Below are 24575 nucleotides of genomic sequence, written 5' to 3' on the forward strand. Positions count from 1 at the left end.
CTTAGCTTTTCACAGAAGTGTTACGTTGCTCGACCAAGGCCAGAACTTGGGTGGGCACTTGACCAATGGAGCCTGCGCCCATGCACATCACCACATCACCGGCTTGGGCGTTGTCGGCAATGACTTGGGCCATGTTTTGAATGTCATCCACGAAGATCAAGGCTTCGTGGCCCGCCACACGCATGGCACGCGACAAAGCGCGGCCATCGGCGGCGGCAATTGGCGTTTCGCCCGCGGCATAAATCTCGGACAGCCACAACACATCGGCACGGCCCATGACCTGCACGAAGTCTTCAAAGCAATCGCGGGTGCGCGTGTAACGGTGCGGTTGGAAAGCCAACACCAAACGACGCCCCGGAAACGCACCGCGTGCGGCAGCCAAGGTGGCCGCCACTTCCACGGGGTGGTGACCGTAATCTTCGATGAGGGTGAACTCACCACCGGTTTTCGCGGCCACATCGCCATGACGCTGGAAGCGTCGACCCACGCCTTTGAATTCAGCCAGGGCTTTTTGCACCGCCTCGTCTGGCACATTGAGCTCCACCGCAATCGCAATGGCGGCCAAGGCATTGAGCACGTTGTGCTCGCCCGCCAAGTTCAGGGTGATGTCTAAGTCGGGCAGCGTGATGCCGTTGCGACGCTGCACCGTGAAACACATGCGACCGTTGTCGGCACGCACGTTCACCGCACGCACTTGCGCTTGGTCGTTGAAACCGTAGCTGGTGATCGGGCGCGACACATCCGACAAGATGCTGCGCACGGCCGCATCGTCGGTGCACAAAATGGCGGCGCCGTAAAACGGCATGCGGTGCAAAAACTCAACAAATGCTGCCTTCAAACGGTTGAAGTCATGGCCATACGTGTCCATGTGATCGGCGTCGATGTTGGTCACCACGGCCATCACGGGCAGCAGGTTCAAGAACGAGGCATCCGACTCGTCGGCTTCGACCACGATGTAGTCGCCCGAGCCCAATTTGGCATTGGCACCGGCGCTGGTCAGCTTGCCGCCGATCACAAACGTGGGGTCCATGCCGGCTTCGGCCAGCACACTGGCTACCAAACTGGTGGTGGTGGTTTTGCCGTGCGTGCCCGCAATGGCCACACCGGTTTTCAGGCGCATCAACTCAGCCAACATGACGGCACGCGGCACCACAGGCACGAGCTTGGCGTGCGCCGCCACCACTTCGGGGTTGCTGGCTTGCACGGCGGTCGATGTCACCACCGCATCGGCACCCGCGATGTTGGCGGCGTCGTGGCCCACATAGGTTTGGATGCCCAAGCTTTTCAATCGCTTCAACGCGGCACTGTCTGACAAGTCAGAGCCTGAAATGACATAGCCCAAATTCAGCAGCACCTCGGCAATGCCGCTCATGCCTGCACCGCCGATGCCGACGAAATGGATGTGACGAATGGCGTGTTTCATGCCTTCTCCCCTTTGGCTGCCAAGGTTTCGCAGGCAGCGACCACCGCTTGTGCGGCGTCAATTTTTCTCATCGCGTAGGCTTTCTCTGCGCACGCTTGCAGCGTGCGGCGTGTCATGAATTGCAATCGGTTGGCCAAGTCTTGGGCGTTCAACTCGGCTTGTGGAATCAACCAGCCACCGCCCGCTTCCACCAAGAAACGGGCGTTGGTGGTTTGGTGGTCGTCCACCGCATGGGGGAACGGCACGTAAATCGCCGCCACGCCCACCGCCGCCAATTCGGTGACGGTGCTGGCACCCGCGCGGGCAATGACGATGTCGGCCTCGGCAAAGGCTTGTGCGGTGTCGTCAATGAACGGGGTGAGTTCGGCTTGCACGCCCGCTTGCGCATACGCGGCTTGCAGGGCGTCGATTTGTTTGGCACCGCTTTGATGCAAGACCGTCGGACGTTGGGCTGCAGGAATCAAGGCCAAGGCTTGCGGCACCAAGGTGTTCAATGCTTGCGCCCCCAAACTGCCGCCGACCACCAACACACGCAAGGGGCCACTGCGGCTGGCAAAACGCTCGGCCGGTGTGGCTTGCGTGACAAAACCTTCACGCAAAGGGTTGCCCACCCACTCGGCTTGAGGCATCACGTTCGGGAATGCGGTGAACACACGACGTGCCACACGCGCCAACACTTTGTTGGCCATACCAGCCACCGAGTTTTGTTCGTGGAGCACCAAGGGCTTGCCCAGCAACACAGCCATCAAACCCGCAGGAAAACTGATGTACCCGCCCAAGCCCACCACGGCATCGGGCTTCACGCGACGCACCACTTGCAGGCTTTGCCAGAAGGCACGCAAAAGCTTGAACGGCAACAACGCCAAGGTCTTGAAGCCCTTGCCGCGCACGCCGCCAAACTGCACCGTTTCTAGGGCAATGCCTTGCGCAGGGACCAAACGGCTTTCCATGCTGGGGGCTGGTGCGCCCACCCAATGCACATTCCAACCGCGCGCACGCAACAGTTCAGCCACGGCCAACCCTGGGAAAATGTGACCACCTGTGCCGCCCGCCATGATCAAAGCGGTGCGTGTGGGCTGAGAGGTGCGCACGTTCATAGCCGCCCTCCATGCATGACCACACGGTTTTCATAGTCCACGCGCAACACCACCGCAATGGCGATGAGGTTGAGCAAGATGGCCGAACCGCCGTAACTCATCAAAGGCAAGGTCAAACCTTTGGTGGGCAAAGCGCCGAGGTTCACGCCCATGTTGATGAACGATTGAAAGCCCATCCAAATGCCCACGCCCTGCGCCACCAAACCGGCAAACACGCGGTCCATGGCAATGGCTTGGCGACCGATGTACATGATGCGGCGTGTCAGCCACATGAACATGCCAATCACCAGCACGACGCCGACAAAACCAAATTCTTCACCAATCACCGCCAACAAAAAGTCGGTGTGTGCTTCGGGCAACCAATGGAGTTTTTCAACACTGCCGCCCAAACCCACGCCAAATATCTCGCCGCGACCGATGGCGATCAGCGAGTGCGACAACTGGTAACCCTTGCCCAACGCATGCTCCATGCTCCACGGGTCGAGGTACGCAAAAATACGCTCGCGACGCCAAGGCGACGACGCGATGATCAATCCAAACACCGCTATCAGCGCCGTGGCGATCAAGAAGAACATGCGCGCATTCACGCCACCCAAGAACAAAATGCCCATGGCGATGACCGCGATCACCATGAACGCGCCCATGTCTGGCTCGGACAGCAACAGCAAGCCCACGATGGACACCGCAGCACCCATGGGCGTCACGGCGGCAAAGAACTTTTCTTTCACGTCCATCTTGCGCACCATGTAGTTGGCGGCGTACAGCAACACGCCCCACTTGGCCAACTCAGAGGGCTGGAAGTTCATGAACCCCAAGCCAATCCAACGGCGTGCGCCATTGACCGATTTGCCAATGAAGGGCATCAACACGGCAATCAACAACACGATGGACACCACAAACACCCAAGGTGCCACGCGCTCCCAAGTGTTGAGGGGCACTTGAAAGGCAAACAACGCGGCCACAAACGCCACGAACAAGGACATGGCGTGGCGCAGCAAAAAGTGCGTGGGGGTGTACCCCGCGCCCATGCGTGGGTTATCAGGAATGGCAATCGACGCCGAATACACCATCACCAAACCGAACATCAGCAGGGCAAACGTGACCCACACCAAAGGCTGATCGAACCCCTTCACATGCACAGGCGAAGCCGTGGTGTGGGTGAACTCGGTGCCTTGCACGCGCACTGGCAACACATCGATGCCCGCCTCGGGCTGATCGGCGCCCCACAGGCGACTCACGCGCTGCCCGACGGCTCGCAAGAACTGCGGCACAACGTGGAGGTGACGCATCACGGTCATACGCCGACCCCTTGCGTGCCATCCAAGGCCTGTCCGGCTTCGTCGGCCAAGGCTTGAACAGCGTTCACAAACACCTCAGCGCGATGGGCGTAGTTGCGGAACATGTCGAGGCTCGCGCAAGCGGGCGACAGCAACACCGCATCACGCGCTTGGGCCATGCGACTGGCTTGCAGCACCGCGTCAGGCAAAGTCGCCGCGTCGACCAAGGGAACGCCACAGTCTTGCAACACCTCGCGCAAAGCGGGGGCATCGCGCCCGATCAGCACCACGCCACGTGCGTAGTGTGTGATGGGCGTTTGCAGTGGCGAGAAATCTTGCCCCTTGCCATCGCCGCCCAAGATCACCACCAAACGGCGATCCACACCCAAGCCTTGCAAGGCAGCCACGGTGGCGCCCACGTTGGTGCCTTTGCTGTCGTCAAAGTACTCGACGTCGTTCAACACCGTGACCGATTCGACACGGTGTGGCTCGCCGCGGTATTCACGCAAGCCAAACAACATCGGGGCCAAACTGGCTTGGGTACTGCCCGCCAAAGCGAGTGCGGCCAAAGCATTGAGCGCGTTGTGACGGCCACGAATGCGCAAGGCATCGGCGGGCATCAAGCGTTGAATGTGAATTTCTTCCGCATCGTCTTTGCGGCGGCGACGTGTTTCGTCAGCTTCCAAGGCGCGCACCAACCACGTCATGCCGTTGATGGTCTCAATGCCGTAGTCACCAGGACGTTGCGGCAGGTCGCCGCCAAAGGTGACGTGTGCACGCACTTGGGGTTTTTGCAACTTCACGCGCACGGGTTCGGGCAGCATGTTCATCACGCCCAAATCTTCGCGGTTGAGCACCAGCAGACCGTGTTGACCAAAAATGCGCGCTTTGGCCGCGGCATAGGCGCGCATGTCGCCGTGCCAATCCAAATGATCTTGGGTGAGGTTGAGCACGGCACCGGCGGTGGGCTCGAAGTTGGTGACGCCGTCCAACTGGAAGCTGGACAACTCCAACACCCAGACTTGCGGTAGGTAAGGATGATCCACCGGTGGCGGAGGTGGCGGCACGAGTTGTGGCAACTCGACATCGAAGGGGGTATCGGCAGCGGCTTCTTCAGTACGGGGCTGCTCCGCATTGACATCGGCATTTTCTGCAGCGTCAGGGCTGGCAACAGCCTCCCCCTTGGGGGATTCCGTGTGCTGCGTCAGTGTCATGCTGAGCTGCGCGTGATCGGCGGCGGCCAATGCAGCGTCCACGCTGGCTTGGAGTTTGGCCTCGGCCAACACGCTGGCCGCTTGCGCAGCCGCCAGTGCTTCTTGCACTTTGGCCTCTTCGGCCTGTGCGGCATCCAGTTCGTCTTGTTCGGCCTTGGCTTTTTCAGCGGCCTCGGCCTCTTGAACAGCGGCGACGTCCAACGCTTGCGACAAGGTGTCGAGCAAGGTGGGGCCGATGTTGCCGGCGATGGCCACGCGCAAACCCGCACGCTCTAACAACTGGCCGGTCAACGACGTGACTGTGGTTTTACCGTTGGTGCCCGTGATCGCCAACACTTTGGGGTGATAGGCCGCGGTGATTTGTAAATCACTGAGGGCTTGTGCAAACAAGGTAAGTTCCGTGCCGATCCACAAACCAGCAGCCTGTGCCGCTTGCCAAACCGAAGCCACTGACTCAGGACTCAAACCTGGGCTCTTGAACACGGCACGAATGCCGTGACCATCTTCTGAACCCTGCAACAACGCGGCATCAAAGGCGCCATGCACAAACGTGACTTGGGGCAACTCGCTGCGCAAGGCTGCCAAATGCGGCGGCTCCGCACGCGTGTCGACCACTTGCACTTGCGCCCCGCAACGCACGCACCAACGCGCCATCGCCAAGCCGGAATCACCCAAGCCCAGAATCAGCACCGATTGGTTGAGGAGTTGCTGCATCGTCTTATCTCAGCTTCAAAGTCGACAAACCCACCAAGCACAGCAGCATGGTGATGATCCAAAAACGCACGGTGACTTGGGTTTCTTTCCAGCCGCTTTTCTCGAAGTGGTGGTGGAGCGGCGCCATTTTCAAAATGCGACGACCTTCGCCAAATTTCTTCTTGGTGTATTTGAAATATGTGACTTGCACCATGACCGATAAGGCTTCGACCACGAAGATGCCGCCCATGATGGCCAGCACAATTTCTTGCCGCACGATCACGGCCACGGTGCCCAAAGCGCCACCGAGCGCCAACGCGCCCACATCGCCCATGAAGACTTGGGCGGGATGGGTGTTGAACCACAAAAAGGCCAAGCCCGCGCCCGCCATCGCGGCACAAAACACCATCAATTCGCCAGAGCCGGGAATGTAGGGGAACAGCAAATATTTGGAGTAAACCGAGCTGCCGGTGACGTACGCAAACACGCCCAAAGCAGAACCCACCATCACCACGGGCATGATGGCCAAGCCATCCAAGCCGTCGGTCAAGTTCACGGCATTGCTGGAGCCCACGATGACCAAATAAGTCATGATGACAAAGCCAAACACACCCAGCGGGTAGCTCACTTCTTTGATGAAGGGCAAGAGCAAACCGGCCTTGGGCGGCAAGTTCACATCAAAACCCGACTTCACCCACGAGTAGAACAACTCCAACACGCGCAAGTTGCTGCTCTCGGAAATGCTGAACACCAAGTACAAAGCGGCTAGCAAACCAATGGCTGATTGCCACAAATACTTTTCACGCGAAGGCATGCCTTCGGGGTCTTTGTTGACCACTTTGCGCCAATCGTCGGCCCAACCCACCGCGCCAAAACCGAAGGTGACGATCATCACGATCCACACAAATCGGTTCGACAAATCGGCCCACAACAAGGTGGACACCGCGATGCCAATCAAGATCAACACGCCGCCCATGGTGGGCGTGCCACTCTTGGCCAAATGCGTTTGCATGGCGTATTCGCGAATGGGTTGGCCAATCTTTAGCGCAGCCAAACGGCGAATCACAGCGGGCCCGGCGATCAGGCCAATCAGCAACGCCGTCAACGCCGCCATCACCGCACGGAAGGTGAGGTATTGGAAAACGCGGAAATACCCGAAATCGGGCGACAGAGTTTGCAGCCATTGGGCCAACATCAGCAGCATGGCGTGTGTTCCTTTGTGAGGTCTTGTGCAGCGGTGATGGCGTCCACCACCCGCTCCATCTTCATGAATCGTGAGCCTTTGACCAACACGCTGCCCACGTTCGGCAAGAGCGCCTGCACGCGTGCCTTGAGGCTGTCGATGTCGTCAAAGTGTTGTGCGTGTGGGCCGCTCGCTTGTGCGCTGTGCGCGGCCAAATCGCCCAAGCACAGGACGTGCTCAATGCCGCAGTGCAAGGCATGTACGCCCACTTCTTGGTGAAACTCGGAGCCTTGATCGCCCACTTCGCCCATGTCGCCCAAGACCAACAAACGGGGTTGGGGCAACTCGGCCAACACGTCAATCGCCGCGCGCACCGAGTCTGGGTTGGCGTTGTAGGTGTCGTCCACCACGGTGATGGTGCGGCCTTGGCACTGAACTTCAAAAGCACGCGAGCGGCCCTTGACCGGCTCAAAGCTGTTCAGCCCTTCGACCACTTTTGCCAGCGGCACGCCCGCAGCCAAGGCACAAGCCGTTGCAGCCAAGGCATTGCCCACGTTGTGACGACCGGCAATGTGAAGCTGAATGGCCAACTCGCCAGCGGGCGTCTGAGCGCGCACCACCCAATGGCCTTGGTGCCAGTCGGCTTGCAACAACTGAACCTCAGCCATGGCTTGGCCTGCTGCCAACACTTGGTTGGAAAAACGCAGGCAACGGCGTTCGCCCGCCAAGGTTTGCCACAACTCGGAATAGGTGTCGTTGGCAGGGAAGACCGCCACGCCATCTACGGGCAAGGCTTTGAGCGCTTCGCCGTTTTCTTGCGCCACCGCCTCGACCGTGGCCATGAACTCTTGATGCTCGCGCTGCGCGTTGTTCACCAAGGCCACGGTGGCTTGGGTCATGGTGGCCAAACCGGCAATTTCGCCGGGGTGGTTCATGCCCAACTCCACCACCGCACGGCGGTGGTGTGCGCGCAAACGCAGCAGGGTTTGAGGCACACCAATGTCGTTGTTCAAGTTGCCTTGGGTGGCCATGGCATCGTCACCCACATCCGCACGCAAGATGCTGGCGATCATTTGGGTGACGGTGGTTTTGCCATTGCTGCCCGTCACGGCGATCACAGGCAAGGCAAACTGAGCACGCCAGCCTGCGGCCAATTGACCCAAAGCCACACGCGTGTCGGGCACTTCCAAGCCTGCCAACTGGGCGGCAGCTAAACCGTGGTGCGCCAGCGCAGCAGTGGCGCCTTGGGCGGCCACATCGGCCAAGAAATCATTGGCATCAAAGCGCTCGCCTTTGAGGGCCACAAACAAATCGCCGGGTTGCAAGCTGCGACTGTCGGTGTGCACGCGTTGGACCACTTGCTGCGCATCGCCCACCAATCGGGCATCGGTCAGCCACGATTGAATGCGTTGTAGACGGAGGTTCATGTCAGACATGGACGCTCCTTTGTGCCAAAGCGGCTTGGGCATGGGCCACATCGCTGAACGGATGTTTGACGCCCATCACCTCTTGGTAATCTTCGTGGCCTTTGCCAGCAATCAACACCACGTCTGCGGGCTTGGCGCTGACCACGGCGTGAGCAATGGCTTGGGCGCGGTCGACGATGACCGTGGCGCTCTGGGCGCGCTGCAAGCCCGTCAACATGCTGTTCAAAATCGTTTGTGGATTTTCGCTGCGCGGGTTGTCACTGGTCAGCACCACATGCTGAGCCCACTGCTCAGCGGCAGCGGCCATCAACGGACGCTTGGCCGCATCACGATCGCCACCGCAACCCAACACGCAGGTCACATCGCCACCGCGCGATTGCGCCAATGGCAACAAGGCTTGCACGGCTTGCGCCACCGCATCTGGGGTGTGGGCGTAGTCCACAACAACCAAGGGCGCGCCGTCAGCCGTCAGGGCTTGCATACGGCCTGGCACGGCTGGCAATTGGGCACACGCTTGAACGGCGTCGGCCAAACTGTGGCCCACGGCGCGCAGGCAAGCCAACACACCCAACACATTGCTGATGTTGTAGAGGCCCACCAAGCGGGTGTCGAGGTGGTGCGTGTCCGCGCCTTCCACCACATCAAAACTCAAACCCAAGTGTCCGTGCGTGATGTTGCAGGCTTGCACATGTTGCGCGGGCAATGCCGACAGACGCTGTGCGGTGGATGCATCGCACGACACCGTCCACACGCTGCGTTTGCCCGCAGTTTTGAGTTGCGTGGCCAAGAGGGCGCCTTGCGCGTCGTCCACATTCACAACGGCGGCTTGCAAACCTAGCCAATCAAACAACGCAGATTTGGCTTGCCAGTAACTGGCCATGTCACCGTGGTAGTCCAAATGGTCTTGGGTGAAATTGGTGAACATGGCAACGCGCACTTGGGCGCCATCTAAACGGTGCTCAGCCAGACCGATGGACGAGGCTTCAATGGCACAGGCATCCACGCCAGCCGTCACCATGTCGCGCAAACGGGCCTGCAACAACACTGGGTCTGGCGTCGTCATGCCCGTGTATTCGAGGGCATGGACTTCGCCCACCCCCAAGGTGCCCACCATGGCACAACGTTGCCCCACTTGACCCAAAGCATGCGCCAGCCACCACGCGGTGGAGGTTTTGCCATTGGTGCCGGTGATCGCAACCACATCGAGTGCTTGGCTGGGCTGTTCGTAATAAGCCGCTGCAATGGGGCCGCTGGCAGCCTTCAAACCGTCGTAAGCGGCAATCGCGTTGTCAGCCGATGCAGGCCAATCAAACTGGTCGGCGCCTTGGTACTCCACCAAACAAGCCGTAGCCCCTTGTTGCAGAGCTTGCGCCACATACACACGGCCATCGGTCACACCGCCTGGCCAAGCCACGAAACCGTCACCCGCTTGCACACGACGGCTGTCGGTGTGCAACACGCCGCGTACGCGACTGTGCAGCCACTGCGCCGCTTCTTGATGCGTGTGAAGTCGCTTCATCAGAAGGACTCCTTTTCCACTTGCGTGAACACTTGGGGCTTGACCGCCATGTCGGGCTGAACGCCCATCAAACGCAGCGTTTGCTGAACGGTTTGACTGAACACGGGTGCGGCCACATCGCCACCGAAATACAAGCCGTTGGTCGGCTCGTCGACCATCACAGCCACCACGATGCGTGGGTTTTCAATGGGCGCGATGCCGACAAAAAAGCCGCGGTATTTTTTACCTGCGTAACCCTTGCCTTCGACCTTGTGAGCGGTCCCCGTTTTGCCGCCCACGGAGTACCCCATGGTCTGCGCCTTGACCGCTGTGCCGCCCGGACCAGTCACCATGTGCAGCATGTTGAGAATGGCCGCAGCGTTTTTGCTGGACAACACGCGGGCGCCTGCCGCAGGCTGCTGAATCTTCACCAAGCTGACGGGCAACAGCTCACCATCGTGTGCAAACACGGTGTAGGCCTGCGCCAGTTGAAACAAACTGGCCGACAAACCGTAGCCATAACTCATGGTCGCCTGTTCGATCGGACGCCATGTTTTGTAAGCGCGAACTTTGCCAGACACAGCCCCCGGAAACGGCACTTGGGGCTTTTGCCCCAGTCCCATTTGCGTGAAGATTTCCCACATGTCGTGGGGCTGCATTTGCATGGCGATCTTGACTGTGCCGACGTTGCTGGATTTTTGAATCACCTCATTCACGCTGAGCATGCCGTGAGGGTGCGAATCGGTGATGGTGGCGGTGCCCATCTGCAAGCGACCAGGCGCGGTTTGGATCATGGTCTCGGGCTTGACGACGCCCTTCTCCAAGGCCAAACCAATGACCAAAGGCTTCATGGTGGAGCCGGGTTCAAAGGTATCGGTCAGCGCGCGATTGCGCAGCTGCGCACCGCTCAAGTTGCCACGTTTACCCGGCGAATAGCTAGGGTAGTTGGTGAGCGCCAAGATTTCACCGGTTTGCACATCCAAAACGACAACGCTGCCAGCGGCAGCTTTGTTGGCTAACACGGTTTCTTTGATCTTTTCATACGCAAAGTACTGCACTTTGCTGTCGATGCTGAGCTGCAAATCTCGCCCATCAACAGGCGGCACCATCTCGCCCACGTCTTCGACCACGCGTCCCAAACGGTCTTTGATCACGCGGCGCGAACCTGCTTTGCCACCCAAGTCTTTGTTGAAGGTCAGCTCCACGCCTTCTTGGCCTAAGTTTTCGACGTTGGTGAAACCCACCACATGCGCCACAGCCTCGCCTTCGGGATAAATGCGCTTGTACTCTTTGCGCAAGTAAACACCCTTGATGTTGAGCGCTTCGATTTCTTTGGCAACGGACTCGTCCACTTGGCGTTTGATCCAGACAAAAATTTTGTCTTCGTCTTTGAGCTTTTTATCCAACTCGGCTGGGCTCATCTCCAAGAGCTTGGCCAAGCTTTTGAGCTTGACGGGGTCACGCTCGATGTCTTCAGGGTTGGCCCAAATACTGGGCACGGGCACGCTAGACGCCAAGATGTGACCATTGCGGTCCAAGATGCGACCACGGTTGGCAGGCAACTCCAAATTGCGCACAAAACGCACGGTGCCTTGGCGCTTGAAAAACGCGTTGTCAATCACCTGCACATAGGCCGCGCGCGCCACCAAACCCAAAAAGCCGAACGCAATACACGCCACGATGAATTGGCTTCGCCAAATCGGCGTCTTGCTGGCCAACAATGGGCTGGAGCTGTATTGAACGCTGCGGCTGCTCTTGATCATGGCTTCACCTGCGCGGAGGCAGCGCTGCTGGGCAAGGCGGCATATTGCGTGATGGCTGGCGTGATGGTGCGCATGCGCAACTGCTCACGAGCGAGCTTTTCAACACGCAGCGGCGTGGCTTGCGCACGGCGCTCCACATCCAAACGGTCGTTCTCAATTTCCAAACGACGGGCTTCGCTGGTGGCCCGGTCAATCTCTGTGGTCAATGAACGCGACTCATACTGCGTGCGCACCAAATAAAAGGCGCTGGCCATGACGGCCAAAAACAAGACCAAGCTCACGCGGCTCATGACCGCGCCTCCGCATCGCCGCCCAAGCGCTCGGCCACACGCATGATGGCGCTGCCCGAACGTGGATTGCCTTTGAGCTCTTCAGCACTGGGCTTGATGCGATCGACGGGTTTGAACTCCATCACCTTCGGTGCGGCAAATGGGGCACGACGGTCGTACACCTCACGCGAATGTTTGGTGATGAATTGCTTGACGATGCGGTCTTCCAACGAGTGGAAACTGATCACGGCCAAGCGGCCTTTGGGACGCAACACCTTCAACGTGGCCTCTAGCGCTTGTTGCAACTCCTCAAGCTCGGCATTGATGAAAATCCGAAAAGCCTGAAATGTGCGCGTTGCAGGGTTCTTACCCGACTCGCGGGTTTTGACCGTGTCAGCCACGAGCTGGGCCAATTCAGAGGTGCTTGTAGGCAAGCGCCCTTCTTGTCGGCGAGCATCAATCGCCTTTGCAATCTGTAAAGCAAACCGTTCTTCGCCATATTCACGTATCACCTCCGCAATGTGTTGGAGCTCTGCCTCGGCCAGCCACTCGGCCACGCTTTGGCCACGCGTGGTGTCCATGCGCATGTCCAAGGGGCCTTCAAATCGAAATGAGAAACCGCGTGCGGGGTTGTCGATCTGGGGGGAGCTGACCCCCAAATCCATCAAAATGCCGTCCACGCTGCCCGCCGGCAATTCACCCAAATCGGTGAAGCCTTGGTGGCGAATCGAAAAACGGGGGTCTTGAATTTGGGCAGCGGCCGCAATCGCGTCAGGGTCTTTGTCAAACGCGATCAAGCGACCTTGCGGCGACAACTTCGACAAAATCAGACGAGAGTGCCCACCACGACCAAAGGTCGCGTCTACGTAGGTTCCGTCCGGCTGAATGTCGAGCGCCTCGACCGCTTCGTGCAGTAGGACGGTGGTGTGCTGCCAGGGCTGTTCCACCGTTATCCTTTAAAAAGAGAAGTCCTTGAACACATCAGGCATCTCCCCTTGCATGGCTTGGGCTTCTTGCGCCTCATAGGTCGCCTTGTCCCAAAGTTCAAAGTGATTGCCCATTCCCAGCAGCATGGTGTCTTTGCTGATACCCGCTGCAGTTCGCAACTCAGGGGAGATCAACACACGGCCCGTGCCGTCCATGTCCGCATCCATCGCGTTGCCTAGAAAAATACGTTTCCACCATTGCGCGCTCATGGGCAGCTCGGCAATACGCTCGCGGAACTTCTCCCACTCAGGGCGCGGAAACACCATCAAACAGCCGTGCGGATGGCGCGTGATCGTCAGTTGCCCAGCCGCGGTTGCGCTCAAGACGTCGCGATGCCGCGTTGGCACCGACAGACGACCTTTGGCGTCAAGACTCAGCGATGAAGCACCCTGAAACACGAAAGCGACCTTTTTCCTTGGCTACACACATAAAGCTCTTAAGCGACAAATGCCAAAACGCACTTTTCACCACTTATTTGCACTTATTTGCACTGTAGCAGGAAAATTCAACAAGGCCAGCAGTATTTGGATTTTTTTCAATGAAATCAAGGACTTACGACGATTTTAAGATTTACCTACAGAGCTAAAAATCTATATAAATGAAGCACTTAGGAAGGTCTGTAAAAGTGGCTTATCAAGACCTCTGGACTGCAAAAAAAAAGCAGGCCCAAGGGCCTGCTGATCAAATATTTATCAAAACCGACAAATCATTAATCCCCAAACATACGCTGTTTGATCTCGCGGCGCTCTTGCGCTTCCAAAGACAAGGTTGCCGTGGGACGCGCCAACAAACGGCCGACGCCGATGGCTTCACCCGTCTCGTCACAGTAACCGTAGTCACCGTTGTCAATGCGGTGGATGGACTGCTCGATTTTCTTGAGCAACTTGCGCTCGCGGTCACGGGTACGCAGCTCCAAAGCATGCTCTTCTTCGATGGTCGCGCGGTCGGCAGGGTCAGGCACCACCACGGTGTCTTCACGCAAATGCTCGGTGGTTTCGCTAGCGTTGCTCAACACTTCATTTTTGAGTGTGACCAACTTGAGTCGGAAAAACGCCATTTGCGTGTCATTCATGTACTCGCTGTCTGGCATGGCAATGATTTCAGCATCGGTGAGCTGTTCAGCCGTTTTGGATTTCCAGTTGTTGGCGAGTTTGGCGTCTTTGGTAGGTATCACAGGAACAATAGTTGGGGCAAAAGGAGCCGAGATCGGCATGAAGCTAGATTTGGCGGCGTTCGACGCCACCACTTGAGCTGGCGGGGGAGGAACCAAAGCCGCCATCTTGGCAGCTCTGGAGTTTTTCTTGTGCACCACGGGGGTGTAACCAGGAATGATGGGCACCACATGCACGATGGGTGCCGCCACAGGCTTGGCTTTGACTTTAGGCTCTTTGGCGGGTTTAGGCGCCTTGACTGCTTTAGGAGGTTTGACTGTTTTCTCTGGCTTGGCCGCCACGACTTTCGGCGCAGCTGATTTCTCAGACTTCACAGCCTTGACTGGCGCGGCTTTCGCTGCTGCTTTTTTCTCGACCGCAGGTTTGGCCGCCTTAGCTGCCGCTTTCACGACGGGTGCCTTCTCCGCTTTTTTAGCGGTGGGTTTGGCAGCCGCTTTGAGAGGCAGAGGCGCTTTCGTGGGCGCTTTCGTGGGCGCTTTCGTGGGCACTTTCACAACAGACTTCTTAGCTGCTGCTTTAGCGGCAACTTTCGCCGCAGGCTTGGCCACCGCTTTGGTCGTCACTTTAGATGCCGATTTAGCGGGTGCTTTGACCGGCACTTTAGCCACCGGTTTTGCAGCCGCCTTCGCTGCCACCTTTTTAGCCACGGGCTTTGCAGCAACTTTGGCAGGCGCTGCCTTTTTTGCCACCGTGGTGGTTTTTGCAGATTTAGCCGTTTGAACAGCTTTAACCGCTTTCACAGCCGTGGGCTTTGCGACAGGTTTTTTCACTACTTTTTTCGCAACCGCTTTGGGCGATGCACCGTTTTTAACTGCTTTTTTCGCAATTTCAGGCTTCTTAGAAGCGGGTTTTCGGGCTTTAGCGTTCACAGAGTGTCTCCTCGCAGGCCTTTACCGCACGGGTGTGTGCGAGGGTTGGAACCCTGTGACGCATCCAAAAAGGCGGCGGCGTCACAGCTTGGGTCTGGCGCGCGGGATTGTAGCCACAAACAGAAGCACCATTTTTCAAGTCTTGGTGCATCGATTCATTTATCAAACTAAAGACTGCTCTAAGCCTTGCACCAAGATATCTTTGGGTAAATCAATGCCAATGAACACCATTTTGCTGAGGCGCTCTTCGCCTTCTGCCCATTCAGGGCCCAAATCGCTGCCCATCAACTGGTGCACGCCTTGGAAAATCACCTTGCGCTCGGTGCCCTTCATATTGAGCACGCCTTTGTAGCGCAGCATCTTGGGGCCGTAAATATTGACGATGGCGCCTAAAAAGTCTTCCAACTTGGCGGGGTCGAACTGGCGCTTGGACTTGAACACGAAGCTTTTCACATCGTCATCGTGGTGATGGTGGTGACCGGGACCATGGTCGTGCGCATGTGCGTGATCGTGCGCATGTGAGGGATGGTCGCAGTGCTCACCGTGTTCATGGTCGTGGTCATGCTTGTGCGAGGGGTGGTCGCAATGCTCGCCGTCATGGTGGTGATGGTCGTCGTCCGACAAGAAGTCGGGGTCGATGTCGAGCTTGGCGTTCAAGTTGAACCCACGCAAATCAAACACCTCGGCCAACGACACCTCGCCAAAGTGCACCACTTTTTGTGGCGCGCGCGGGTTCATGTGCTTGAGGCGGTGCTGCAAAGCATCCAACTCGGTAGGCGAGACCAGATCGGCCTTGCTGATGAAGATTTGATCGGCAAAGCCCACTTGGCGACGCGCTTCTTGGCGGTCGTTCAACTGCTGGGCAGCATGCTTGGCATCGACCAAGGTCAAGATGGAGTCGAGCAAGAAGCTCTCGGCAATCTCGTCGTCCATGAAGAAGGTCTGCGCCACAGGGCCAGGGTCGGCCAAACCGGTGGTCTCGATCACCACGCGGTCAAAGTTGAGCAAGCCTTTGCGCTTTTTGGCGGCCAGCAATTGCAGCGTGGTGCGCAAATCTTCACGGATGGTGCAGCACACGCAGCCGTTGTTCATCTGAATGATTTGCTCGTTGGTGTCAGACACCAAGATCTCGTTGTCGATGTTTTCTTCGCCAAACTCGTTTTCAATGACCGCAATCTTTTGGCCGTGGGCCTCGGTCAGCACGCGCTTGAGCAGCGTGGTTTTGCCTGAACCCAAAAAGCCGGTCAGGATGGTGGCGGGGATCAACATAAGAGAGCCTTCTAGAAATTAGAGTGAATCTGGAGAGATGGTGGCGGCAGCGGCTTTTTCAACCAGTTCCGCCGCTTTGACAACCACCAAACCTTTGAGGTATTCCCCCTCGGGGAAGGCCAAGGTCATCGGGTGGTCGGGCGCGCCTTGCATGCGCTCGCTGATGTAGCCGTCACACGGCGCGTCAGTGCCCGCAGAGGCCACAATTTTATGGAACAAATCCGCGCTGATGCCGCCCGAACAGCTGTAGGTGAAGAGCACGCCGCCCGGCTCCAACAGCTTGAATGCCAAACGGTTGATGTCTTTGTAGGCGCGCGCCGCACGGTCGGCATGCGCGGCAGACGGCGCAAACTTGGGCGGGTCGAGCACGATGGCGTCAAACGTGCGGCCTTCTTGAATGAACTGCCGCAACGACGCATTCACATCCGCATCCATCATGGTGGTGCGTGCGGCGTCAAAACCGTTCAACGCAACGTTCGCTTTGGCCAGCTCAATCGCGGGGCCAGACGAATCGATCGACGTCACATGTGCCGCACCGCCCGCTAAAGCGGCCACGGTGAAGCCACCGGTGTAGCAATAGCAATTGAGCACGCGCTGAAACTGCAAGCGACGGGCGTAATCGGCAAACTTCTTACGGCTGTCGCGCTGGTCCAAATAAAAACCGGTCTTGTGTCCCTCAGCCACGTCCAGCGACAACTGCCAACCGTGCTCGCGCAGCACCACACCCGTGGCGCCCTCGCCGCGCAGCCAGCCTGTGACTTCGGGCAAACCTTCGAGCTTGCGCACGTTGGAGTCTGAGCGTTCGTAGAGCTTGGTCAGGCCTGTTTGCGCCAGCAGCTCGTCGGCAATCACAGACTTCCAGCGCTCGGTACCGCATGAGAGAAAAGAGGCCACCAAGATGTCGTCGTAACGGTCCACGATGAGGCCCGGCAAACCATCGGACTCGCCATGAATCAAACGCACGCCATTGCTTTGAATGTCAAATCGGCTGCGCGCTGCAATGGCGCGGGCGATGGACGCTTTGAAGAACGAAGCGTCAATGCGCTGGCCTTCGTCAAAACTCCAAATGCGTGCGCGAATTTTGGAGGCGGGGCTGAACGAAGCCCAGCCGAGGAACTTGCCATCGTTGGCTTCGACCCGCACGGTCTCGCCCGCGTCGCCACTGCCTTTGGCAATGGCGCTGTCAAAAATCCACGGGTGGCGGCGCAGCGCGGAGCGCTCTTTGCCTTCTCTGAGTTTGATCGATTTCATACCGACCATTGTCGTTACTTCTTACGCGCCCTCGGATGCGCCGCGTCATAAGCCTGCGCCAAATGCTGAAAGTCCAGCCGCGTGTACACCTGCGTGGTGGTGATGTTGGCGTGACCCAGCAACTCTTGCACCGCCCGCAAGTCGCTGCTGGACTGCAGCACATGGCTGGCAAACGAATGCCGCAGCATGTGCGGGTGCACGGGGGTCGACAAGCCCGCTTGCAAGCTGCGCTGACGCAGGCGCTGCCAAATGGCTTGCGCCGTCAAGCGCGTGCCGTGCTGGCCAATGAACAAGGCCATTTGATCAGCGGCAGCGGGCTTGACGCCCTGCCCGCGCACGGCGATCCACGCTTGCAACGCCTCCAACGCTTTACGCCCGACAGGCACGCTGCGGCGTTTGCTGCCTTTGCCCAGCACATGGGCATCGCCGCTTTCTAAGTCAATCCAACCTTTGGCGATGGCGCTGGCCTGCACATCCAAGCCCGTCAACTCGCCCACGCGCAAACCACAGCCGTAGAGCAGCTCCACCATCGCCGCATCGCGGCTGTTGAGCCACGGGTCGCTCGCGGGGTCTGTTGGCGTGAAGTCGGCCAACTGCACGGCGTCATCCACGCTCAGCGCTTTGGGCAAGGGTTTGGGCGATTTGGGGGCACGGATGTCTTGCACGGGGTTGGCGCTGATCAAGCCTTCGCGGCCCATCCACACATAAAAACCGCGCCAGCCCGACAAGATCAACGCAATGCCACGCCCGCTGCGACCGCCTGCGTGCATCTGCGACACCCAACGGCGAATGTGCGTGCTCTGCACCGCATCCAGCGCCACACGCGATTGCTCGGCGTAACTGCTGAGTTTTTGCAGATCGAGGGTGTACAGCGCCAACGTGCGCTCGGCCAGTCGCTTCTCAAAGCGCACATGGTCGAGGTAGCGGGCCACCCAATCCATCACGCGGCGCGAAGGTGGCTCAGCGCCCACATGGGTTGATCTGCAAGCCGCATGGTTTAACGCAGCGACGTCAAGGCCGCGCTGGCCAAGTCGCCCAAACGCTCGATGAAATCGGTGCCCATGCCCGCAAAGTAGCGCTCGGGGTCGGGCGAGGCCAACACCAACAAGCCCACCACGGGTTGCTCAACGGCGGTGCGCGGTGTGTCTTGCTCGCGGGTGGCGCGCAGGGCAATCAACGCCACCGACTGGGCCGCACTGGGCTCGACCAGCCAAGTGACGGCTTCAAACGCTTGGTTGGGCCCCACGTAAGGCGTGGTCAGCGCGGCGGCAAACGCTTTGGCGCTGTCGGTCACGCCTGCGACAAAGGCTTCGATCTGAAATGGCTCAGCCACGTCCCACAACTTGATGACCACTTGCGGCACAGCAAATTCGTTTTGAATGCCCTCGGCCACAGCGCGCGGCAGGTCGCGGGCGATGGGGTTCATCAGCAGGGATTTGACCCAACGTTGCAGGTGCGCCATCAGCACCTCGTTTTCGGTGCCGTGACGCATCATGTCCATCATGCGCATCTCCAGCCCTTTGATTTTTTCGCGCAGCATTTCGGCTTGGCGCTCTTGCAGGCTCACTGCGCGTTGGCCGTGGGGGCTGGTGAGTTTGACGGTGGCCAGCAACTCGGCATGGCGGTCAAAAAAATCAGGCGTGTTCACCAAAAAATTGGCGATGTCGTCTTCGGTGATGGGGTTCATGGAGGCGTGAGTCATAAGGTGTCTGGAAGGGTAATGTCGCCGCGAAACACGGTGGTGGCGGGGCCGGTCATGCGCACCGCGCTCTGACCGCCTTGCCATTCGATGGTGAGTGTGCCGCCGTGGGTTTGCACGGTCACGCAAGGGTCTAACAAGCCCCAGCGAATGCCGGTGACCACCGCGGCGCAAGCGCCCGTGCCACAGGCCAAGGTTTCGCCGGCCCCGCGCTCAAACACGCGCAAGCGCACCGCGCCGCGGTTGAGCACTTGCATGAAGCCCGCGTTCACACGTTTAGGGAAAGCGGCATGGTGCTCGATCAACGGGCCTTGCGTCAGCACGGGTGCGGTGTCCACATCGGCCACCACTTGCACGGCATGCGGGTTGCCCATGGAAACCACGCCAACGCGGGGCGTGTCGCCGTTGCTGAGGGGCAATTGCCACGCCAACACCTCGCCAGCCCAAGGCGCAGCAGAAGCCGGCGCATACACCGCTTGGGCGTGTTCAGGCGCAAAGGGAATTTGGGGCAAGTCAAACACGGGCGCCCCCATATCGACCGTCACTTGACCGTCTGGCATTTCTTGCAGCGTGATCACGCCGCCATGCACTTTGACGCGCACCGTGGTTTTGTCGGTCAAGCCCTGCTCGCGCACAAAACGCACAAAGCAGCGCGAGCCATTGCCGCATTGCTCGACTTCGCCACCATCGGCGTTGTGAATCACATATTCAAAATCCACATCGGGCTGAGGCGCGGGACGCACGGTCAAAATTTGATCGGCACCGATGCCAAAGTGGCGATCGGCCAAGAAACGGTAATGGGCAGGGGTGAGGTTCAGGCGCTCGCGGGTCTCGTCCAAGACCACAAAATCGTTGCCTGCGCCCTGCATTTTGGTGAAGCTAATTCGCATCGGTCGATTATCGGACACCGCGTGTCACGCAATGGTCAAGATTTACACGTTTGTGCGTCTATGCTCGCGCCCATCTTTCAACTTCCGACACACAAGGCCAACTCATGCGCATTCCCGCTTGGACCCCCGAACAAAAAGCACAACCCAAAGACTTGACCGACGCCATTTTGGCGCGACGTGGCGGCGAATTCATCAACCTCGACCGTGCCTTGCTGTGGAGCGAGCCCGTGGCGCGCGGCTGGAACGTGTATTTGAAAAACGTGCGCACCGGCCTGCCCACCAGCCGCAAGCTGTGTGAACTGGGCATTTGCACCGTGGCACTGTTGACCGGTGCCGAGTACGAGTACCACCACCACGCCCCCGACTTCTTAACGGCAGGCGGCACCCAAGCCGAACTCGATGCCCTGAACCGTGCGGTAAAAGGCGATGCACGCCAACCCAACACCGACGCAGCCTTGGGCGAGGTCGAGCGTTTGGTGGTGCAATACGCCGCACAAATGACCCGCGATGTGACTGTGCAAGACGCCGTGTTTGCCGCCTTGAAAACCCATTTCAACACCACCGAACTGGTGGAGTTGACCACCGCGATTGCCACCTACAACATGGTGGCGCGCTTCTTGGTGGCCTTGCAAATCACACCCGAGGGCGAGCCGCACCGTTGATGCAGCCCATTCGGAGTGAGAGACAACTCAGTCGACTTTGATGTTGTTGTCTTTCACCACTTTGGCCCAAATGTCCATTTGCTTTTCAATGAACGCACTGGCTTGGGCCGAGCTGCCGCCCGTCACGTCAATGCCTTGCGCATCGAGCTTCTTGGCAACTTCGGGGTTTTTCAGCACTTTGTTGAGTTCTTCGTTCATGCGCTTGACGATTTCAGGTGGCACTTTGGACGAGGCCAGCACCGCCCACCACGCAGGCGCTTCAAAGCCGGGATAGCCGTTTTCGGCCACGGTGGGCACGTTGGGCAGATCCGGCGAACGCTTGCTGGATGTGACGGCCAGAGGGCGCATGCGACCGCTGTCGATGTGCGGCTTGGTCACAAAAACAGAGCCAATGGACAAAGGCACATGGCCCGCCACAGCATCGCTCATCATGGGGCCACCGCCTTTGTAGGGCACATGCGTCCACTCGGCGCCCGCATTTTTGCCCAACAAGGCCATGGCCAAGTGGCCCAAACTGCCGTTGCCAATCGTGCCAAAGCTCACATTTTTCTTGGCCTTGGCCGCCGCCATCACATCGGCAAATGTTTTGTATTCAGAGTTCACATGAGTGGCCAGCACCATGGGCGACGTGCCGACCAGCACCAACGGCACCAAATCTTTTTTGGTATCGAAAGGCATGCTGGGGTTGAGGCTGGGGTTCACGCCGTGCGTGTCAAACACCACCGCAAAGGTGTAGCCATCCGCAGGCGCTTGCACCACTGCAGCCGTGCCGATGACGCCCGATGCGCCACCCCGGTTTTCCACAATCACGCTTTGCCCCAATGCGAGCGACAGCGGCTGCGCGATGATGCGGGCTACTTGGTCTACCGAGCCGCCTGGCGGGAACACCGCAACCAGCTTGATGGGTTGCTTGGTCGGCCAAGCCTGAGCGGCAGCCCACTGCGGTGCGCACAGCGCAGCCAAAGTCAGGGCGCAGCCCAAAGCAGTTTTGAAAGTACGTCGTTGCATGCGAAATCCCAAAGAGTTTTGTCTAAGGCAGAATTGTTCGTGAACGCAGCCCTCCAAACTTTGCGGCTTATACGCAAGGGTAAACACCAAGATGAGGCCTCTCCATAATTGGGCATGGCTCGCACTACCCAACTTTTACACCCCGCCCGCACCGCTGTTGCCGTGCGCCCTGCTGCCACCGTGTTGCTGCTGCGCGATGGCCCCAGCGGCTTAGAAGTGCTGATGACACGCCGCTCCGCCACGGCCAGCTTTGCCCCCGGCGCCTACGTGTTCCCGGGTGGCGGCATTGATGCTGCTGACGCGCAAGCACACCCACACGCCCGACGCCGAGCCACACAAAGCGACTTGCATTTGACGCAAGCCATCGCGGCCATTCGCGAGAGCTTTGAAGAGCTGGGCATCTTGCTGGCCCGCCATGCCAACGGGCAAATGGCCAACGCCGCAGACATCGCCGCGCTGGACCGCCAAGCGTCTGGCGACAAATTTGCCAGCCAATGCGCAGCGCGTGGCCTGACCTTGGCCGCCGACGAAGTGTTTGTGTTGGCGCATTGGATCACCGACCGCGACCTACCCCGTCGCTTTGACGTGCCGTTCTTGGTGGCCCGCATGCCCGACGCGCAAACGCCCGTGGCCGACGAGCAAGAACAGTTCGAGCCCGTGTGGGTGCGACCCGCCGATGCGCTGAGCCGTCACGAGGCGGGCGACTTTTTCATCATCTTCCCCACCATCCGCACCTTGGAGCGGCTGCAGCATTACGCAACGGTCGACAGCGTGTTGGCCGCTTGCGCCAGCGAGCAACCGTGGTTCACCAGTTGCCCGCGGGCGGGCTGGTTGGCAGGTCAAGAAGTGCGCTACATGGAGCACGAGCAGCCATTTGGCGAACTCGCCCTCACCTGCCCCGACGGCCAAATTGCCCACCACCTCGACTGGCAAAGCGACCAGCCCGTGTTGCTGTTGAAAAACGTGCAGCGCCTCACCGCCCCCAACCCCGGCGTGATGACCGGTCCAGGCACCAACAGCTACTTGGTGGGCGACCCCGACACGGGCTACGCTGCCATCGACCCAGGCCCCGCCGATCCAGAGCACTTGGACCGTTTGTGGCGCGCAGCGGGCGGCAACATTCGCCACATCGTCTGCACCCATTCGCACCCCGACCACTCACCCGGCGCCGCGCCACTGCAAGCCCTGTGCGCGCAACACGGCCACACCCCGCCTGTGTTGGGTCTGTCGTCGCAACCCACGGCCCGCGCGCACAGCAGCTTCACGCCTGACCGCGAATTGGCAGATGGCGAGTTGTTGGTCTTGCAAGGCAACGGCACCACCCACACCCTGCGCGTGGTGCACACGCCCGGCCATGCGGCCAATCATTTGTGCTTGGTGCTGGAAGAAGACTGCTTGCTGTTCAGCGGTGACCATGTGCTCAACGGCAGCACCACCGTCATCGACCCGCCAGACGGCAATATGGCCGATTACTTGAATTCGCTCGACAAATTGCTCGCCGCTTGCGCGCAAAACCGCATCGAATTCATCCTGCCCGCGCACGGCTATGTGCTGGGCAACCTGTGGGACGAAGCGCACGATGCGCGGGCTTGCATCACCCACCTGAAAAACCATCGCCTGAAACGCGAAGCCAAAATTTTGGGCGTGATGCAAAAGCACCCAAACGCCAGCATGGACGATTGGGTGCAACTGGCCTATGACGATGTGCCGCCACGGTTGTGGCCCGTGGCCATGCGCTCGCTGTTGGCGCATGTGGAGCGCATTCGCAGCTTAGCCTGACGAGTTCGTTGCCAAGAACACCCGCGCCATGCTGGGGCGCACTTGCTCCCACATGGCTTCGCTCATGTGTGCAGGTTTGTGTTTACTGAACGTGAGGGGCGTTTCTTTTGTGAAGTCACGCATGGCAAACACAATGCAATTGGTGGTGCCCGGCGCGTCAATCGCCCACATGTCGCCTTCAAAAACGGACGAGATCCGGTCTACATACACATCAAGGTACTTGCCAAATCGGTGCAAATTGGCCACAGCCACGCCACCTGATGTCAACACACGGCGACAGTCGGAATAAAACGGGGTAGAGCCCAACTGCTCGGGCATGCCCTTTGGGTCAAACCCGTCGATCATCACCACATCAAACGTTTGCTCGGTGTGCGCCATGAAGTCGGCTGCGTCCATCTGCAGCACTTGAAAACGCGCATCGTCATCGGGAATGCAAAAGCTTTGGCGCAACGCAATGACGTGCGGGTTGATCTCCACCACCGTGATGTGCGTGTCGGGCAAATGCTTGTAGCAAAACTTGGCGAGTGAGCCACCACCCAAACCGACCATCAAGATGCGTTTGGGTTGCGGCTGAAACAGCAGCACACCCATCATCAAACGCGTGTATTCAAACTGCAGCTCGTCGGGCCGCGCCACGCTCATGCGGCTTTGGATGTCGATGTCTGAAAACACCATCGACTTGGCTAATGCGGTTTCGTGCACGATGGGTTTTTCAAAATCGTCGTTGGGCGTTGGGTGTGACATCTCGGTTTTTCAAAAGTGAGATGCACGTCAGCCAAAGCCAACCGAAAAAATCTCGAAAGGAATAAAAGTGTGAAGCTCGCCGATACGCCGGATTCTGTGCACCGTGGTTGCCCACGGCGTGACCGTCATTAATCTGGGCCGAGGGTTGCCCACTCGGCTCGGTGCTACCTACCCGCCAACTCAGCGGACCGCCTCAACGTTGGCCTACTTGGTATTGCTGCGCGTAGAGATTGCCCGTTTCACCCGCACTAAAGCGGCTCGTCTCTGTTGCTCTAATCCTCACCTCACGGTGGAGAGGTGTTACCTCTTACGCTGTCCTACGCAGTCCGGACGTTCCTCCAGTGCCTGGTTTCCCAGATTGCACCAGCGACGGCCTAGCGAGCTTCACAGCTTGATTATCG

General features: G+C 58.9%; 22 protein-coding genes and 1 other RNA gene. 3 read left to right on the forward strand and 20 right to left on the reverse strand.

The window, feature by feature from the left end; genetic code table 11:
• Window position 1 precedes the first annotated feature (1 nt).
• The 12 genes from murC to dksA form a co-directional block, all read right to left on the reverse strand.
• Window positions 2–1423 carry a UDP-N-acetylmuramate--L-alanine ligase gene (gene murC / locus C5F52_RS18970; RefSeq protein WP_104799924.1) on the reverse strand — a complete coding sequence of 474 codons (1422 nt, stop codon included), beginning with the start codon at window positions 1421–1423 and terminating at the stop codon, window positions 2–4.
• Complete coding sequence (gene murG, locus C5F52_RS18975; RefSeq protein ID WP_104799925.1) at window positions 1420–2520, reverse strand: undecaprenyldiphospho-muramoylpentapeptide beta-N-acetylglucosaminyltransferase; 1101 nt, start codon at window positions 2518–2520, stop codon at window positions 1420–1422. Before murG ends, murC begins: the two co-directional genes overlap by 4 nt.
• Complete coding sequence (ftsW, locus tag C5F52_RS18980) at window positions 2517–3809, reverse strand: putative lipid II flippase FtsW (RefSeq protein WP_104800000.1); 1293 nt, start codon at window positions 3807–3809, stop codon at window positions 2517–2519. Before ftsW ends, murG begins: the two co-directional genes overlap by 4 nt.
• 5 nt (window positions 3810–3814) lie before the next feature.
• Window positions 3815–5725 carry a UDP-N-acetylmuramoyl-L-alanine--D-glutamate ligase gene (gene murD, locus C5F52_RS18985; RefSeq protein WP_104799926.1) on the reverse strand — a complete coding sequence of 637 codons (1911 nt, stop codon included), beginning with the start codon at window positions 5723–5725 and terminating at the stop codon, window positions 3815–3817.
• Between the two features lie 4 nt (window positions 5726–5729).
• Window positions 5730–6908, reverse strand: a complete 1179-nt coding sequence (gene mraY, locus C5F52_RS18990) for a phospho-N-acetylmuramoyl-pentapeptide-transferase (RefSeq protein ID WP_104799927.1) — start codon at window positions 6906–6908, stop codon at window positions 5730–5732.
• Window positions 6899–8323 carry a UDP-N-acetylmuramoyl-tripeptide--D-alanyl-D-alanine ligase gene (murF, locus tag C5F52_RS18995; protein ID WP_104799928.1) on the reverse strand — a complete coding sequence of 475 codons (1425 nt, stop codon included), beginning with the start codon at window positions 8321–8323 and terminating at the stop codon, window positions 6899–6901. Before murF ends, mraY begins: the two co-directional genes overlap by 10 nt.
• Entirely contained in the window at window positions 8316–9833 is a 1518-nt protein-coding gene (locus tag C5F52_RS19000; RefSeq protein ID WP_104799929.1) for a UDP-N-acetylmuramoyl-L-alanyl-D-glutamate--2,6-diaminopimelate ligase, read from the reverse strand. The genes murF and C5F52_RS19000 overlap by 8 nt, the downstream gene beginning before the upstream one ends.
• Window positions 9833–11575, reverse strand: a complete 1743-nt coding sequence (locus C5F52_RS19005) for a penicillin-binding protein 2 (protein WP_104799930.1) — start codon at window positions 11573–11575, stop codon at window positions 9833–9835. Before C5F52_RS19005 ends, C5F52_RS19000 begins: the two co-directional genes overlap by 1 nt.
• Entirely contained in the window at window positions 11572–11865 is a 294-nt protein-coding gene (gene ftsL / locus C5F52_RS19010; RefSeq protein WP_104799931.1) for a cell division protein FtsL, read from the reverse strand. The genes C5F52_RS19005 and ftsL overlap by 4 nt, the downstream gene beginning before the upstream one ends.
• Complete coding sequence (gene rsmH / locus C5F52_RS19015; RefSeq protein ID WP_104799932.1) at window positions 11862–12791, reverse strand: 16S rRNA (cytosine(1402)-N(4))-methyltransferase RsmH; 930 nt, start codon at window positions 12789–12791, stop codon at window positions 11862–11864. The genes ftsL and rsmH overlap by 4 nt, the downstream gene beginning before the upstream one ends.
• Before the next feature lie 9 nt (window positions 12792–12800).
• Window positions 12801–13229, reverse strand: coding sequence for a division/cell wall cluster transcriptional repressor MraZ (mraZ, locus tag C5F52_RS19020; protein ID WP_104799933.1), 429 nt, complete (start codon window positions 13227–13229; stop codon window positions 12801–12803).
• A 311-nt stretch (window positions 13230–13540) separates the two neighbouring features.
• Window positions 13541–14497 carry an RNA polymerase-binding protein DksA gene (dksA, locus tag C5F52_RS19025; protein WP_236657925.1) on the reverse strand — a complete coding sequence of 319 codons (957 nt, stop codon included), beginning with the start codon at window positions 14495–14497 and terminating at the stop codon, window positions 13541–13543.
• Here dksA and C5F52_RS30070 point away from each other — a divergent pair.
• Window positions 14484–14723 carry a hypothetical protein gene (locus C5F52_RS30070; protein WP_236657926.1) on the forward strand — a complete coding sequence of 80 codons (240 nt, stop codon included), beginning with the start codon at window positions 14484–14486 and terminating at the stop codon, window positions 14721–14723. The genes dksA and C5F52_RS30070 overlap by 14 nt on opposite strands.
• Window positions 14724–15034: 311 nt before the next feature.
• On the opposite strand, the gene C5F52_RS19035 is transcribed toward C5F52_RS30070, so the two are convergent.
• Genes C5F52_RS19035 through dapF form a run of 5 tightly spaced genes read right to left on the reverse strand, consistent with a single transcriptional unit; the run spans window position 15035 to window position 19981 of the window.
• Entirely contained in the window at window positions 15035–16141 is a 1107-nt protein-coding gene (locus C5F52_RS19035) for a GTP-binding protein (RefSeq protein ID WP_104799936.1), read from the reverse strand.
• Between the two features lie 18 nt (window positions 16142–16159).
• Window positions 16160–17392, reverse strand: coding sequence for a class I SAM-dependent rRNA methyltransferase (locus C5F52_RS19040; protein ID WP_104799937.1), 1233 nt, complete (start codon window positions 17390–17392; stop codon window positions 16160–16162).
• 14 nt (window positions 17393–17406) lie between these two features.
• Window positions 17407–18333, reverse strand: a complete 927-nt coding sequence (locus C5F52_RS19045; RefSeq protein ID WP_104800001.1) for a tyrosine recombinase XerC — start codon at window positions 18331–18333, stop codon at window positions 17407–17409.
• A 56-nt stretch (window positions 18334–18389) separates the two neighbouring features.
• Window positions 18390–19094 carry a DUF484 family protein gene (locus C5F52_RS19050; protein ID WP_104799938.1) on the reverse strand — a complete coding sequence of 235 codons (705 nt, stop codon included), beginning with the start codon at window positions 19092–19094 and terminating at the stop codon, window positions 18390–18392.
• The gene (dapF, locus tag C5F52_RS19055) at window positions 19091–19981 is read right to left on the reverse strand and encodes a diaminopimelate epimerase (RefSeq protein ID WP_104799939.1); all 891 of its coding nucleotides are present in this window, start codon (window positions 19979–19981) and stop codon (window positions 19091–19093) included. The genes C5F52_RS19050 and dapF overlap by 4 nt, the downstream gene beginning before the upstream one ends.
• 104 nt (window positions 19982–20085) lie before the next feature.
• Between dapF and C5F52_RS19060 the strand changes: the two genes are divergently transcribed.
• Window positions 20086–20643: a carboxymuconolactone decarboxylase family protein gene (locus C5F52_RS19060; protein ID WP_104799940.1), complete on the forward strand. Its 558-nt coding sequence runs from the start codon at window positions 20086–20088 to the stop codon at window positions 20641–20643.
• A gap of 27 nt (window positions 20644–20670) precedes the next feature.
• Here the strand turns inward: C5F52_RS19060 and C5F52_RS19065 are convergent, their stop codons facing one another.
• Window positions 20671–21651 carry a tripartite tricarboxylate transporter substrate binding protein gene (locus C5F52_RS19065; protein WP_104799941.1) on the reverse strand — a complete coding sequence of 327 codons (981 nt, stop codon included), beginning with the start codon at window positions 21649–21651 and terminating at the stop codon, window positions 20671–20673.
• A gap of 114 nt (window positions 21652–21765) precedes the next feature.
• Here C5F52_RS19065 and C5F52_RS19070 point away from each other — a divergent pair, with 114 nt between their 5' ends.
• Window positions 21766–23430: an MBL fold metallo-hydrolase gene (locus C5F52_RS19070; RefSeq protein WP_104799942.1), complete on the forward strand. Its 1665-nt coding sequence runs from the start codon at window positions 21766–21768 to the stop codon at window positions 23428–23430.
• Here C5F52_RS19070 and C5F52_RS19075 read toward each other — a convergent pair.
• Both C5F52_RS19075 and rnpB read right to left on the reverse strand, forming a co-directional pair.
• Complete coding sequence (locus C5F52_RS19075) at window positions 23422–24174, reverse strand: fused MFS/spermidine synthase (RefSeq protein WP_104799943.1); 753 nt, start codon at window positions 24172–24174, stop codon at window positions 23422–23424. The genes C5F52_RS19070 and C5F52_RS19075 overlap by 9 nt on opposite strands.
• 67 nt (window positions 24175–24241) lie before the next feature.
• Window positions 24242–24560: RNase P RNA component class A (gene rnpB, locus C5F52_RS19080), an RNA gene on the reverse strand.
• Window positions 24561–24575 lie beyond the last annotated feature (15 nt).

Source organism: Limnohabitans sp. TS-CS-82, from assembly GCF_002943475.1.

What these genes read in the sequence shown, in the direction of transcription:
- C5F52_RS19075 (WP_104799943.1), bottom strand. Translation starts at nt 24,174, where the DNA reads ATGTCACACCCAACGCCCAACGACGATTTTGAAAAACCCATCGTGCAC.
- ftsW (WP_104800000.1), bottom strand. Translation starts at nt 3,809, where the DNA reads ATGCGTCACCTCCACGTTGTGCCGCAGTTCTTGCGAGCCGTCGGGCAG.
- C5F52_RS19005 (WP_104799930.1), bottom strand. Translation starts at nt 11,575, where the DNA reads ATGATCAAGAGCAGCCGCAGCGTTCAATACAGCTCCAGCCCATTGTTG.
- ftsL (WP_104799931.1), bottom strand. Translation starts at nt 11,865, where the DNA reads ATGAGCCGCGTGAGCTTGGTCTTGTTTTTGGCCGTCATGGCCAGCGCC.
- murG (WP_104799925.1), bottom strand. Translation starts at nt 2,520, where the DNA reads ATGAACGTGCGCACCTCTCAGCCCACACGCACCGCTTTGATCATGGCG.
- C5F52_RS19035 (WP_104799936.1), bottom strand. Translation starts at nt 16,141, where the DNA reads ATGTTGATCCCCGCCACCATCCTGACCGGCTTTTTGGGTTCAGGCAAA.
- C5F52_RS19040 (WP_104799937.1), bottom strand. Translation starts at nt 17,392, where the DNA reads ATGAAATCGATCAAACTCAGAGAAGGCAAAGAGCGCTCCGCGCTGCGC.
- C5F52_RS19060 (WP_104799940.1), top strand. Translation starts at nt 20,086, where the DNA reads ATGCGCATTCCCGCTTGGACCCCCGAACAAAAAGCACAACCCAAAGAC.
- C5F52_RS19050 (WP_104799938.1), bottom strand. Translation starts at nt 19,094, where the DNA reads ATGACTCACGCCTCCATGAACCCCATCACCGAAGACGACATCGCCAAT.
- murD (WP_104799926.1), bottom strand. Translation starts at nt 5,725, where the DNA reads ATGCAGCAACTCCTCAACCAATCGGTGCTGATTCTGGGCTTGGGTGAT.
- C5F52_RS19045 (WP_104800001.1), bottom strand. Translation starts at nt 18,333, where the DNA reads ATGGATTGGGTGGCCCGCTACCTCGACCATGTGCGCTTTGAGAAGCGA.
- dapF (WP_104799939.1), bottom strand. Translation starts at nt 19,981, where the DNA reads ATGCGAATTAGCTTCACCAAAATGCAGGGCGCAGGCAACGATTTTGTG.
- C5F52_RS19070 (WP_104799942.1), top strand. Translation starts at nt 21,766, where the DNA reads ATGGCTCGCACTACCCAACTTTTACACCCCGCCCGCACCGCTGTTGCC.
- mraY (WP_104799927.1), bottom strand. Translation starts at nt 6,908, where the DNA reads ATGCTGCTGATGTTGGCCCAATGGCTGCAAACTCTGTCGCCCGATTTC.
- C5F52_RS19000 (WP_104799929.1), bottom strand. Translation starts at nt 9,833, where the DNA reads ATGAAGCGACTTCACACGCATCAAGAAGCGGCGCAGTGGCTGCACAGT.
- murC (WP_104799924.1), bottom strand. Translation starts at nt 1,423, where the DNA reads ATGAAACACGCCATTCGTCACATCCATTTCGTCGGCATCGGCGGTGCA.
- C5F52_RS19065 (WP_104799941.1), bottom strand. Translation starts at nt 21,651, where the DNA reads ATGCAACGACGTACTTTCAAAACTGCTTTGGGCTGCGCCCTGACTTTG.
- murF (WP_104799928.1), bottom strand. Translation starts at nt 8,323, where the DNA reads ATGTCTGACATGAACCTCCGTCTACAACGCATTCAATCGTGGCTGACC.